The organism is Methanobrevibacter cuticularis (assembly GCF_001639285.1).
GTDB lineage: Archaea > Methanobacteriota > Methanobacteria > Methanobacteriales > Methanobacteriaceae > Methanobaculum > Methanobaculum cuticulare.
Genome location: NZ_LWMW01000099.1, coordinates 13,961 through 28,294, shown reverse-complemented (window position 1 = coordinate 28,294; position 14,334 = coordinate 13,961). Strand labels below are relative to the sequence as shown.

At 28.2% G+C, this 14,334-nt stretch carries 12 protein-coding genes and 1 tRNA gene; 8 read left to right on the top strand and 5 right to left on the bottom strand.

Annotation, left to right across the window (positions count from 1 at the left end; genetic code table 11):
• Both MBCUT_RS05480 and MBCUT_RS10875 read right to left on the bottom strand, forming a co-directional pair.
• A partial coding sequence (locus tag MBCUT_RS05480) for a beta strand repeat-containing protein (protein WP_157082501.1) occupies positions 1-3,496 on the bottom strand: 3,496 nt, incomplete at its 3' end.
• A gap of 169 nt (positions 3,497-3,665) precedes the next feature.
• Positions 3,666-3,818 carry a hypothetical protein gene (locus MBCUT_RS10875; RefSeq protein ID WP_157082500.1) on the bottom strand — a complete coding sequence of 51 codons (153 nt, stop codon included), beginning with the start codon at positions 3,816-3,818 and terminating at the stop codon, positions 3,666-3,668.
• A 964-nt stretch (positions 3,819-4,782) separates the two neighbouring features.
• Between MBCUT_RS10875 and MBCUT_RS11725 the strand changes: the two genes are divergently transcribed.
• The 6 genes from MBCUT_RS11725 to MBCUT_RS10870 all read left to right on the top strand — a co-directional run bounded on the left by MBCUT_RS11725 (position 4,783) and on the right by MBCUT_RS10870 (position 10,052).
• Positions 4,783-4,917 (top strand): hypothetical protein, encoded by a 135-nt coding sequence (locus MBCUT_RS11725; RefSeq protein WP_281177944.1) that lies wholly within the window; start codon positions 4,783-4,785, stop codon positions 4,915-4,917.
• 519 nt (positions 4,918-5,436) lie between these two features.
• Positions 5,437-6,612, top strand: coding sequence for a homocitrate synthase family protein (locus MBCUT_RS05475; RefSeq protein ID WP_067259682.1), 1,176 nt, complete (start codon positions 5,437-5,439; stop codon positions 6,610-6,612).
• Positions 6,613-6,663: 51 nt separating this feature from the next.
• Positions 6,664-7,920 (top strand): homoaconitase large subunit, encoded by a 1,257-nt coding sequence (gene hacA, locus MBCUT_RS05470; RefSeq protein ID WP_067259681.1) that lies wholly within the window; start codon positions 6,664-6,666, stop codon positions 7,918-7,920.
• A gap of 105 nt (positions 7,921-8,025) precedes the next feature.
• The gene (locus MBCUT_RS05465) at positions 8,026-8,574 is read left to right on the top strand and encodes a chorismate--pyruvate lyase family protein (protein ID WP_067259680.1); all 549 of its coding nucleotides are present in this window, start codon (positions 8,026-8,028) and stop codon (positions 8,572-8,574) included.
• 46 nt (positions 8,575-8,620) lie between these two features.
• A complete protein-coding gene (fen, locus tag MBCUT_RS05460) occupies positions 8,621-9,607 on the top strand; it encodes a flap endonuclease-1 (protein ID WP_067259679.1) in 987 nt (328 codons plus the stop codon).
• A gap of 289 nt (positions 9,608-9,896) precedes the next feature.
• Positions 9,897-10,052 (top strand): hypothetical protein, encoded by a 156-nt coding sequence (locus MBCUT_RS10870; protein WP_169805403.1) that lies wholly within the window; start codon positions 9,897-9,899, stop codon positions 10,050-10,052.
• Between the two features lie 194 nt (positions 10,053-10,246).
• Here MBCUT_RS10870 and MBCUT_RS05455 read toward each other — a convergent pair whose 3' ends face one another.
• From MBCUT_RS05455 to MBCUT_RS05445, 3 genes are all read right to left on the bottom strand, one after another.
• On the bottom strand, positions 10,247-10,942 hold the full coding sequence (locus tag MBCUT_RS05455) for a DUF2119 domain-containing protein (protein WP_067259678.1): 696 nt from the start codon (positions 10,940-10,942) through the stop codon (positions 10,247-10,249).
• Positions 10,943-11,222: 280 nt separating this feature from the next.
• Complete coding sequence (locus MBCUT_RS05450; protein ID WP_281177943.1) at positions 11,223-12,503, bottom strand: adenosylhomocysteinase; 1,281 nt, start codon at positions 12,501-12,503, stop codon at positions 11,223-11,225.
• 495 nt (positions 12,504-12,998) lie between these two features.
• Positions 12,999-13,307: a carboxymuconolactone decarboxylase family protein gene (locus tag MBCUT_RS05445; RefSeq protein ID WP_067259677.1), complete on the bottom strand. Its 309-nt coding sequence runs from the start codon at positions 13,305-13,307 to the stop codon at positions 12,999-13,001.
• A gap of 325 nt (positions 13,308-13,632) precedes the next feature.
• Here MBCUT_RS05445 and MBCUT_RS05440 point away from each other — a divergent pair.
• Positions 13,633-13,741, top strand: a tRNA-Met gene (locus tag MBCUT_RS05440).
• Positions 13,742-13,840: 99 nt separating this feature from the next.
• Positions 13,841-14,278 (top strand): hypothetical protein, encoded by a 438-nt coding sequence (locus tag MBCUT_RS05435; RefSeq protein WP_067259676.1) that lies wholly within the window; start codon positions 13,841-13,843, stop codon positions 14,276-14,278.
• Positions 14,279-14,334 lie beyond the last annotated feature (56 nt).

The window sequence follows — 14,334 nt, the reverse complement described above, 5'->3', positions numbered from 1 at the left end:
TTGAATTAACAGTGTAGTTAGTAGCTATTGTTGCATTATTGTAGTTATTATCTCCAAAGAAAGATATATCTATGTTAGATAGTCCTGACTTTGTATTAGGTATTGTTAAACTCCATAATCCATCGATAACAGTTACATTGTATTCTACGCCATTGATGGTTACTGTGATATTGTATGTTCCATTTATTAAGTTACCATTAGCATCAGTGATATTACCAGCAATAGTGGAGTTTTCACCATAAACAGCATCACTAGGTAACTCAACATTAACTATAGTTCCTGATTTACTGACAATGAAATTCACATTATCATCGGATTCTGTGTAATAGTTGTTTTCTTTAAATAATATGGTATATGTGTATTCATTTGCATCTAAGCCAGTGATATTTACTCTGCCTATGCCATTAACAAATGTTACATTGTAAGTTATGTTGTTTATGATTACTTCATAAATTCCATCTAGGATAGCTGTGCCATTAGGTGTAGTTGCATTAATCACTATAGTAATATTATCACCATAGGTGACATCATTAGCTGTAACGTCTAAGTTTACATTATCTTTAAAACTAGTGTTAAGATTAGTACTTGTAGCATTATAATCATCTGTACTTGCAAAGCTTATTGATAAGTTTTGATTTCCAAGTTGACCATAATTAAATCCAGTAAATACTCCAGTTCCATTAACAAATGTAACATTCCGACTTTGGCCATCAATAGTAACTTCGAATGTGATAGGTGATAAACCACCAATATTGGGATTGATATGTAAAACCACATCAGCCACAGTATTATTTACAATAGTTAGTTGATCAACAGTAATATTAGTAATATTACCTTTACTAATACTTCCTCCGGTTAGTGTGAAGCTACCAATGATAGTGCCATTTGAGTTTTTAAAGACTATATCTGGATTAGCAATAGTTTGAATAGGAACTTCAATCACACCAGAATTGCTTAAACCAAACTCTTTGAAAAAGGTACCATTCCAATAAACACCATTCATAGAAGGTAATAAATCAGAACCAGTACTATCACTAGAACCATTCAAATACACAGTATAATTAAATTCTAATAAATCACCAACAGAATAATTACCACTTAAATCACTCATATTAGTAATACCAAGCACATAGTAGCTATTCACAACTATATTACTCATAGTTGATGGTATGCTGTTGTAACCATAGTAATTATAATCAGCATTCACATTATTATTCACACTACTAGAAGTAATAGGAGTAGTCTGATTAAAAAACACATTATAATTCACTTTCACATTAGGAGTAGGAGAATTAACAAAAATAACACCATTAGTATTAGAATTACTTACAAAAATGGAGCCTGTAATATTCACATTACTTATGCCACCAGTAGCTGAATTTATATCTATTGTATTAATGGCATTATTGCTGGTGAAAGTAGAATCAATAATATTCAGATTAGCAGTACCACTGCCGTAATTATTTATAGATATTGCTCCACCATAGCCTGCACTATTGTTTATAAAGTTAGATCTAGTGACATTCACATTAGTAGTACCATCAGGACGTATATAAACTGCTCCACCACCATTACTAGCATTATTACCAGTAAAAGTAGAATCAGCAATATCAATACTAACAGTACCATTAACACCAGTACCTACATAAATTGCTCCAGCAGTATTAGTTGCGGTGTTGTTTTCAAAAGTGGAATTAACAATACCAATACTAACAGTACCATTAACACCAGTACTTACACTAAATACTGTACCATGAGCTGCGGTGTTGTTTTCAAAAGTGGAATTAACAATATCAATACTAACAGTACCATTAACACCAGTACTTACACTAAATACTCCAGCAGTATTAGTTGCGGTGTTGTTTTCAAAAGTGGAATTAACAATATCAATACTAACAGTACCATTATCACCAGTACTTACATAAATTGCTCCTCCACCAGTTGCTGCATTACTTTTAAAAGTGGAATTAAGAATATCAACACTAGTATTACCATTAGGACGAGTAGTTATAGCTATTCCTCCCGCATAAGCTGCGGTGTTGTTTTCAAAAGTGGAATTAACAATATCAGCTCTAAGATTACCAGTACCAGTAAAATAAACTGCTCCACCAGAACCAGTTACTTTATTGTTTTCAAAAATGGAATTAGCAATATCCATATTAACAATACCGTTATCACCACTAGCTACAAAAACTCCTCCACCAGCATTAGTTGCGGTGTTGTTTACAATAGTGGAATTAAGAATATCAATACTAACAGTACCATTAGCAAGAGTAGTTATATAAAATGCTCCTCCACTATCATCAGCTGTGCTGTTTTCGAAAGTGGAATTAACAATATCAACACTAGCAGTACTGTTAGCAAGAGTAGTTATATAAATTGTTCCAGCATTAGTAAATGTATTCTTATAGTTAAGGTTGTTGCTTACATATGTTATGATGTTGTAGCCATTGTTAGTGAAATTAGAGTTATTTACTTCTAGATTGCTATTAGAGTATATTAGATTATAAATACTAGCAACTATGGTTTTTTTACCAGTGCCGCCATTTATGGTTATTGTTGTGTTTTTGTTGTAGTTTCTTGTCTCATTATAGCTGTTGATATTGTTTTGGAAGTTGGATTGTGTGATAATTAAATCACCAGTATTAACAATCATTGCATAAACATAATCAGTACTTTGATCTCCAATAACAAGTTCACCATTAGGATTTCGAAGATTGATATTTATGTTTTGGTCGTTGTTCCAGTTGTATTCTCTGTTCACTGTTGTTTTTATTGTGTTGTTTGTGAATTCTGATCTTGTGATATTAAGCCTGCCTTTATTAACAATGAAGCCAGAACCAACAACACTACTATTATAAATTGTATTATTAAAATACAAAATAGTAGTATTAGTATAAGGAACATTCTGATAGTATTGGTAGTTTATGTTCATGTTATTGTTAATGAATGCTGAATTGATTATGTTCATTTGTCCATTATTACCAATAAGGTAACCAGATTCAAAACTATCATTTTCCAACACATCATTATTTGTATAGGTTGTGTTCTCACGAATATTAAATGATAAACTATTATCTGTAATTACACAGTTTTCTATTGTTAGATAACCATCATTATTTATTAAATAGCTATTATTACCAATTATTGCGTTCTTTATTGTTAGATTCTGTAGTATTAGTCTCACACCTGAGTTAATTGTGAATAACTTACTACCACCACTTAGATCAATTACTGTGTTGGCTTTATTAGAACCTGTAATGGTTAAATTCTTATTTATTATTATGTCTTTGTTATTGTTGCCTGAATAAACACCATCAGACATTATTATCTTATCGTTAGCTAGAGAGCTATTAACAGCACCACTAATACCACCATCAGTCGTATTAGTAATATTACGATCTGCTGCAAAACTAGTTGATAAACCAACCATTACCAACAAAGCAAAAAGCAACAATAAGACCATCACAAAAGACGTCTTTCTAAACTTATTCATAATATCTTTCACCTCATCATTAAAATATAATATATATCTCAACATACCATCCAGCTATATATCAAAAACTAAAAAAATGCTTAACAATCAACTACTAACTATTACCTTTATCAATAAATAGAAAAAACTTGTTAGTCATCTAAAGAACAGTTAGTATCCTATTAAACTATTAACTTTTAACTACTGGACAAACATACTTATAGCAATTACCCATATATAAAGATATCACTTCTACACACCCCAAAACAAAAACAAAGAGAAACCACAAAGCAAGAACAAAACCATAGACTACCCCCCCCCCCCCTAAACATACAAAGAACACACAAACAAAAAAACAAAAAAATAAACAAAAAAATCAAGCCTTTTACAAAAATAACCTATCTAAGCCATTATCTAATTTTCCACTGATTCTTTTCATTTAAGTAAATATCACGAAAAATTCTTAAATTATTAAATAGCTGTCTTGATGAATCTAATGATCAAAAAACAATTATAAACACACACAGAAAAACAAATAATAGAATAGAAAAAAGGAGGAATATGTTGGGTTTACTCAAAAATTTATAAAGTTACATTAAAAATTATGAATTCATACTTATCATAACAAATTTTTAAGAATTTTCTAAAAGATTTATATAAAAATCCTAAACCTGAAATTTATAAAAATTTTTAACTAAGACACTATAATGAATTACTGGATTAATAAAAAGAAATCCACTATCTAAGCCGTGGCAAAAAGTCTTATTGCACAAATTTTGAATTTCTTTATTTTAAAATAATAAATATGGAAATTATTTTTAATTATTTTTCTAGAAATTTGACTTTTTGCCATGACTCATACTGAGATTAAAAAAAGATAAATTCCAATATCATCACGAAACAGTATTTTTAGAATTTAAAATAATTAAATTAAGGAGTTTTTCTCATTATTTTAAAAAATTAAGCTATTAATTAGTTTATTTTGTAGATTTATTTTTTATTAAGAATTCTTTAGAAAAATTCTTGATTAATTAATTATAATAATTTATAATAATTTATAATAATTTATTAATAAAATAAATAATGAATATATAATGAATATATTAACATGGACAATTGAAAAATATTATGAAAAACCTAGTGATTGAATTATTGTTAAATTAAATAAATATAGTCAATTTGATAAAGTTCTTAATGAATAAATCATCTCAAAAGTATTATAATTTTAAATTAATAATTTTAATCAATTATTATAAAGAGAATGAACAAAAATATGAATATAATATAATTAAAAAAGAGTAGATATAATGAATAAAGAAATAAAAGACCTGGTTGTTGATAAAGATGTTAATTGTCCTCTTTGTGGTGGTTACATGAAAGAATGTGGGTCTAAAAATGGGAAAACAATATTCTGCTGTGTAAGTTGCGGATATAAATTGTAATACAGTGAAAATGAAATTTTTAATTAAATTTTTTATAATAAATTTTATTTTATATTATGATTTAATCTATATTAGAATATTTTTAAAATCATCAAATATTTAAGAAATGAACTTACAAATATAGTATTTAAAAGAAGCTATAGATTAATTTTAATTAATATTTAAATTGATAAAAAATTTATAAAGTTAATAATAAAATTAGTTGATTAAATAAAATTCATTGGATAAAATTTCAAATATTTTTTTAAATATTTATAAGATATTTATAATGATTACTAAAATTTATTAATATATTTATAATGTATTTATAAGATATTTATAATGATTACTAAGATTTATAAGATATTTATAATGACTAATAATATTCATAATGTATTATGATTACTAAGAAGATGATTAGATAAAATGATTATATTAAAATAATTTTATATTGTAAATAATTATAATTAATTCATGAAAAAATCATGTAATATTAAATAATGGATATAGTTTGATTTAAAGACCAATTAGGTGAATGAATTGCAATATTACGTAAGTCCTTTTAATAAAGAAGCTAAATTAAAGTTTCCAAAAAAAATCACAATTTATGATACCACTCTTAGGGATGGTGAGCAAACCCCTGATGTTTGTCTAAGTCCATATGAAAAATTAGAAATAGCTAAAAAACTTGATGAATTGCGAATACACCAGATAGAAGCTGGATTTCCTATTGTATCAAGCCAAGAAAGAGAAGCTGTTAAGACCATATCTAATGAAGGTTTAAATGCTCAGGTAATATCATTAGCTAGAACTAAAAAAGAGGACATTGATGCAGCTCTCTCTTGTGATGTTGACGGAGTAATAACTTTCATGGGAACATCTGACATTCATTTAGAACATAAAATGAACTTAGGGAGAGAACAAGCCCTTAACGTCTGTATGAATTCAATAGAGTATGCAAAGGATCATGGACTTTTTGTAGCATTTTCAGCTGAAGATGCCACTAGAACTGATCTTGACTTTTTAAAAAGAATATATAAAAAAGCAGAAGAATATGGTGCAGATAGAGTGCATATAGCTGATACTGTTGGAGCCATAAGTCCTCAAGGAATGGATTTCTTAGTAAAAGAACTAAAAAAATCCATAAAGACAGATATCGGTTTACATTGCCACAATGACTTTGGAATGGCTCTTTCTAATGCAATATCTGGATTATTAGCTGGTGGAAATGTTATCTCTACAACAGTGAATGGAATTGGTGAGCGTGCTGGAAATACGTCTCTGGAAGAACTTGTTATGGCTTTAAAAATTATATATGGTGTGGATTTAGGGTTTAAAATAAAATATATCCAAGAACTGTCTAATCTAGTTGAAAAATATACAAAATTAAAAGTTCATTCTAACAAACCAATAGTGGGTAGAAACATATTCAGACATGAATCTGGAATTCATGTAGATGCTGTAATAGAAGAACCACTTACTTACGAACCATTTCTTCCTAAAATGGTTGGACAACAACGTCAATTGGTATTAGGGAAACATTCTGGTTGTAGAGCAGTTAAAGCTAAACTTGATGAATGTGGATTTGAAGTAACTAAATCTGAACTATGTAAAATAGTTGAAGAAGTGAAAAAAAATAGAGAAGAAGGAACATATATCGATGATAAAGTTTTTTCTGAAATCATTAAGACCATTAGAGGTCCAGCAGATCCTTAAGTATCAAAGTCCTCTGATTCATAAAGATTCTATTGAAGGATAATAATTAACATGAATATTACAGAAAAAATACTCTCAAATTCAGTAGGGAAAGAAGTTAATCCTGGAGATATCATAGAAGTAGAAGTAGATTTAGCTATGTCTCATGATGGAACTTCTCCTCCAGCTATTAAAACATTTGAAAAAATATCTGACTGTGTTTGGGATAATGAAAAAATAGCTATTGTTTTTGATCACAATGTTCCAGCTAACACAATTGGATCAGCAGAATTTCAGAAAGTAGCTAGAAATTTTGTTAAAGAACAAAGAATAACAAAATTCTATTCACATGGCGAGGGAATTTGTCATCAAGTACTTCCTGAAATGGGCCTTGTTGAGCCAGGTAAGATAATAGTGGGGGCTGATTCCCATACTTGTACTTATGGGGCTTTTGGAGCATTTTCAACAGGGATGGGGGCTACAGATATGGCTATGGTCTATGCTACAGGAAAAACTTGGTTTATGGTTCCAGAAGCATTTAAAATAGATGTAACAGGACAATTAAGTCAGAATGTCACTTCTAAAGACATCATACTCAGAATAATAGGAAAAATTGGAGCTAATGGTGCAAGTTATAAAACAACTGAATTTACTGGTGAAACAATAGACAATTTAGATGTGAGTAGTAGAATGACAATTTGTAATATGGCTATTGAAATGGGAGCTAAAAATGGAATAATGAATCTTAATAATTCCACTCTTGAATTCCTTAAAAATAAAACAGGGAAAGGAAAAAATGAATTTAAAATATTAGAATCTGATAAGGATAGTATCTATGAAAAAGAATTCTCATTTGATATAACAGATATGGAACCTCAAATAGCTTGTCCTAATAATGTAGATAATGTGAAAAATATATCAAAAGTAGAAGGAACTCACATTGACCAAGGATTCATTGGTTCATGTACAAATGGAAGATTAGAAGATCTTGAACAAGCTGCAAAAGTATTAAAAGGAAATAGAGTGAATACTGATGTTAGATTGATTATATCTCCCGCTTCTGCAGAAATATATGATAAAGCAATGCAAAAAGGAATTCTAAAAACTTTTCTAGACTCTGGAGCTATTATATGTAATCCTGGCTGCGGTCCTTGTTTAGGAGCCCACATGGGAGTTCTATCCGCTGGAGAAGTTAGTATTTCCACTACCAATAGAAACTTTAAAGGTAGAATGGGAGATCCAGAATCTAAAGTGTATTTATCCAATGCAGGAGTAGTTGCAAGTTCAGCTATTCAAGGATATATAGAAAGTCCTGAAAACATAAAATAAAATTTAAAAAATAAAGAAGAAACCTAAAAGCTCTAATAAATTCAACTCATGAATAAAATTCTTAAGATATAAACTAACAATAAACAAAATACATAGAGATTAATTATGAATGGAAGAGAAGTAGATGTGAACATCCTCACTGAAATAAAAAAGCTAGAAAAAAATAGTGAACTTTCTAACACTCAAAAAATACTTCTGGCTACTGATGGGTCTGTGACAACAATTTTAGATGTTTTAAATGGAAAAATAGCTATTAAAACTCTGGCTCAAGAATTTAAAAAAGCAGATAGCAAAATAGCTGAATTTCTTAATATTGAAGAAGGAGAAGATATTAATTATCGTGTTGTTTTAATGCATAAAGATGATAAACCACTTATTCACGCCATATCTTTCATTCCTTTAAAAAGATTAGATGAAAACTTTAAAAAAGATTTAATTTCAGCAGACATTCCAATAGGAAGAATACTTAGAAAATATAACATTGAATCTAGAAGAGAAATTAGAAATGTAGCTATTGAGCCAAACAATGATGAATTAAAAGAACTATTTAATAGTGATGCTAATTTATTAACTAGAGATTACAAAATAATTAGAAAAAATGAAGTACTAATCTGGATAAAAGAAACATTTCCTTTAGATTACTTCAAAGATTGAGTTAGGACATTAGGTTGAATACATAGAAACTAAAACAGGTGAAAGAATGGGTGTTAAATTCAAAGATATAATATCTCCTGAAAAGATTAATTTAAAAGATTTGGATGGGAAAATTATAGCTATTGATGGAGCTAATACAATTTATCAATTCTTATCAAGTATAAGACAAAGAGATGGTACTCCCCTTATGGATAAAGAAGGAAATGTAACATCTCACTTAAGTGGAATACTTTACAGAACTTCATCTATTGTTGAAAAAGGAATAAAACCTATTTATGTTTTTGATGGAAAGCCATCCGAATTCAAAGGAAACACCGTAGAACAAAGAAGAGAAATTCGGCAAAATGCAGAAAAAGAATGGAAAAAAGCATTGAAAGAGGGTAATGAAGCGAAAGCTAGGAAATTTGCAACAAGATCTTCAAGAATGTCCCCATATATAGTCGACTCTTCTAAAAAGCTATTAGAATTTATGGGCATTCCCTATGTTCAATCTTTTGGAGAAGGAGAGGCTCAAGCTGCATATATGGTAAGAAAAGGTGATGCATGGGGAGTAGCTTCACAAGATTACGATTGTTTGCTTTTTGGTTCTCCAAAAATCATTAGAAATTTGACTATAAGTGGAAATCTGTCCGATTTAGAATATTTAGAACTTAAAAAAACATTATCACAGCTAAGCGTTTCAAGAGAACAATTGATTGATGTAGCTCTCATGGTTGGAACTGATTTCAATAAAGGGATTAAAGGAGTGGGTTCTAAAACTGGACTTAAAATAATGAAAAAATCTAATTTAGAAAGTTATCTCAAAGAAAAAAATATTAATTTAGATTTAGATATTGATGAACTTAGAAATATCTTTTTAAATCCAGAAATAAATAAAGATTACGAAATCAAATGGAAATCTGTAGATAAAGAAGGAATCATAGATTATATGTGCGTTCAACACGATTTTTCAGAAGAAAGAGTTCTAAGTGCTATTAAAAAGATGGGAAAATTAAACACTACTCAAAAAAGCTTAGAAGATTGGTTTAAATAAATTTAGAAACAGATCACTCCATTATTGATAAATTAATATTTAATTATTTTGACTTTGACTTTATTAAATCACTGCTTGATTATTAATAATTAGATGAAAATGAAATTAAGGTTCCATATCCTTTTAACTTCAAGTATTGGATCAAATTACTTGAAAAACAATTATTAAAGTCATACCATGATTTAAATAATTATAATAAATAAAAAAAATTAAGAAAAATTGTATAAAGTATAAAAAACATAAATATTATACAATGATATTAATTTTAAAAAGGGAAGGTGAATTAAATATGACAGATTATAATTGTGGTGATCGACCCACTGAAGGAGTTTATCAGTGCGGTGATTGTAGTAAAGAAATTGAGATAGATGGCACTATTAATGTACTTGCTCCTTGTCCATCATGTGGCAGTTGTAGTTGGATACAAGTAAATACAACAGAGTAATTATTAATTACTTAAAACATGATTAAAATTTTAAAATTATTATTTCTAATTATTAATTACTTAAAACCTGATTAAAATTTTAAAATTATTATTTCTAATTATTAATTACTTAAAACCTGATTAAAATTTTAAAATTATTTTTTAAGTAATATTTACAATAATTAGTATAAATTCACTAGCTATATGGAATTTATTTAAAAAGGAGGAAAATATTCTCCAAAAATATCTTTTGCAAACTCAGTAGCTAATCTTACTTGTTCTGGATAAATATCTTTCATTTTATTTTCAAATTCGCTTCTATTATTAGATTTAGCAATTATTTTAAGAATATCTAAATAAATTTTAAAAGATGATTCCATATTAAAATCAGTAGAATTGATTTGATTATTATCTCTAACATGAGTGGTATTTTGATTGTCAGGATAGCTCTTTAAAAATTGCTCATCTAAACAAGGGATTTCTAAAGTTTTACAAACAGTATTTCTATCAAAATATTTCATTCTAATTAATGGAGAAACAGAACTCATTAAAACATGATTTCTAAGTTCTATTAAAGGAGGAACACCTTCTATTGTTCTTCTTGAATTTGAAATTAATTTTTTATAATTTTTAAGATTATAACAATGAAGCTCTGTATAAAAATCAGGTTTATATCTTTTTATAATAGCTATTAACTTCTTTCCAATAGCTGACGAGTAATATTCCTCTTTTAAAGTGGAAACATAAGGAGTTTTATCAAAATTATAGATTAAAATTCTTCCATTGGAGAAATCATTAGTTTTCAATGATTTAAGAAAATCAATTGTGGTTTTTCCTTCATTTCCATGAAGTCCTCCAATAAACAGCTTTATTGGTCCCTTTCCTTTGTCAATGCATCTGAAATAAGACATTTAATCTATAACCCATTATAATAAAATAATATTATTTAGAAGATGATATTAATTTACAAAATGATATTATTTAGAAGACGAAATTTGATATTTATGAAAAAGATATTGCAATTTATAATATTCTTTTATAATGCTATTAATGTATTCTATGATTAATAAATAATATTAGGATTAATAGTAACATCTGATACCATGATTAATTGCTAAAAATATGGTAATGTGAGTAATTACTAATCTAATAAAATAATAAAATTGAAAAGAGCATAATAGCTATTTTCAATCATGTTCCTTCTTGCCAATCATCTAAATACTCTTTTTGCCTAATACTTAAACTATCGATTTCTATGTTCATAGCTTTAAGTTTCAATCCTGCTATTTCATAATCAAGTTCATCTGGAGCTTTTATAACTCCAACTTCTAAGTCATTTTCAAGGATATATTTTGCAGATAGAGCCTGAGCTGCAAAACTCAAATCCATGATTTCTGCAGGATGTCCTTGACCTCTTTCTGCAGCCAAGTTAACAAGTCTCCCATCAGCCAGAAGATATATTTTCCTTCCATCTTTGGTTGTAAATTGTTCAATACTTTCTCTAACTTGTTCAACAGCTATTGATTGATGTTCTAAATCCCCTCTATTGATTTCAACATTGAAATGTCCAGAATTAGCCAACATACACCCATCTTTCATATATTTAAAGTCATCTCCACTGATAACATTTATATTTCCAGTTACAGTTATAATTAAATCTGCGTATTTTACTGCTTCAGTAACTTTCATTACCCTATATCCATCCATTTTCGCCTCTAATGCACGTATAGCATCAACTTCAGTTACAATCACATTTCCCCCAAGACCTGATGCTCGAGTAGCTACACCTCGACCACACCAACCATAACCACATACAACTATAGTTTTTCCAGCTATTAACATATTAGTAGTCCCCATAATAGCATCAAATGTGGATTGACCAGTACCATATCTATTGTCAAAGAGATATTTTGTATATGCATCATTAACAGCAACAAGAGGGATTTTTAAAGCCCCATCCTTATGCATCGCATCAAGCCTATGAACTCCAGTAGTTGTCTCTTCACATGCTCCTTTTACTTTTTTAAGAAGTTCTTTTCTTTCTTGATGAAGAACTAAAATCATGTCTGCCCCATCATCAATAATTATATCTGGTTTATGATCAAGAACATCATTTATAGTTTCATAGTATTCTTCTTCATTTTCTTCTCTCCAACCATACATGTTTAAGCCTAAAGCAGCACCTCCAGCTGTTGCATCATCATGAGTTGAAAGAGGATTACAACCAGTCATAGCTACTTCCGCCCCTCCTGCTTGTAATGTAAGTCCAAGATTTATAGTTTTAGGTTCAAGGTGAAGACAAGACCCTATTGTTATTCCTTCAAATGGCTTTGTCCTTTCAAATTCTTTTTTAATATGTTCAAGAACAGGCATATGTTTTTGAACCCATTTTATCTTTCTAATGCCTTCATCAGCAAGAGACATATCTTTAACCTTACTTGAGGTTGCATAATTTTCATAACTTTTTGACACATGATCACCATAATTAATATTGTTAAACAATTTAGATTATAAACAATGAAATTTTCAAATTAATTACTATTATTATTATAAATTTTCAAATTAATGATATTGATAAATAATAATTTTCCATGAAACATAAACATTTGAAATAGTATATTAATATTTTGTATGTATTAATATTTAGTATATTCTATACTATTAATTATCCTATTTTATTAACTATCCTATTTTGATTTATAAAATTGAAGATGAAATTTTTAAATAATGTTATTTTAGATATTGTTTATAGTTTTTATTTTATAATAATCTATTATTTTATAATATAATATTTATTATAATAAATATCTTTAAAACAAAGATTTTATAATAGTATTTATTAAATTAAACTTTATTTAGCTTAGATTTTTAAAATTAAAAAAAATATCAATAGCTATCTCTAATAACTGAAAAAATAATAAAAATGGAAAATATATAATGAAAATAAATAATCAGTTTTAGGCTTATTTAATCTTCATCATAGGCTTCAAGAGCTATAGGTAATGCCTGTATAACAATATTACCTACTGCAGGTAATCCAACTAAAATGCTACTAATAATTTCATCTCGACTTGCCCCATGTGATTTTGCCATTTTTACATGAAATGGTATTCCACTTTCAAGTCGTGTTGCTGCCATTACAGCAAGATATGCCAATTCTTCTGTTTTTTTATCTAATTTACTTGCTTTATCTAATTTTTGTACTACTTCCATCCAAGCATCATGGAATTGGGGAGCATTTTTTGCAAAAGCTTCAAATGATTTACTTACCTTCATTTTCTACACCTAATTATAAAAATATTGTTAATGATGGAAATATGTTGAAAATAAATATATAGCTATTATTATTTAAATAATTTATAACAATTCTCAAAAATTCTCAAGCTGAGCATATATTTCTAATATCAATAAATTATATAAATAGACAACATCTCTTATAAATAACTGTGACTTCATTATAGCATGTTTTTATATTATTATCCACATAATTATAAAAAGAGAATTATAAAAAACTAGTGATAATAATTAATGGTTCTTATTAGAAAGATATATTAATCGAAAACTTTAAATGTAATAATATACTGATAGTCAATAGTCAGCTGCCGGGGTGGCTCAGCTGGTTAGAGCGCACGGCTCATAGGGTTTTAAGCAGTGCTCTGACTAATTCCTGGGATACCGTGAGGCCGCGGGTTCGAATCCCGCCCCCGGCATAATGAATAAGTCCCAGGAAAACATTCTTTTTTTATTTTTATAAGCTCATAGTTATTTTTCACAATTATAGAAGAAAATTAAAGGGATTGTGAAAAATAATGAAATTTTGTGAAACTGATGTAAAATTAATGCAATTGGTTCAAAGAAGAAAAATAGGTAAATCGAGCACTAGAAAATATAATGTTGTTTTTAGAGAAATATACGAACTAATTGGGAAAACACCTTCAGAATTAATAGCTGAAGCAAAAAAAGAAGAACAACCGTTTAACAATGAAGAAGGGAATCCCCAGATATTAGATTTATCTGAAAGAAAAATTAACTCATGCCAACTTGTATATAATAATTATTTGGAAAGTAGAGAAATTGCTGAAAGTACTAAAAAACATAAAATGCTAATGTTTCGTGCTCTTTTTAAAGAATACGATATTAAAATGCCAAAAATGATACAATACAACACTCTAATTACAAGAACACGAGTCAAAGACATACAAACATGGGACGATGTTAAAAATCAAACTAAAGCACCTCATAACTGACTTATTATATTATTTATTTTGATAGTATATAAGTACTACTATTTCTACTATGGAAA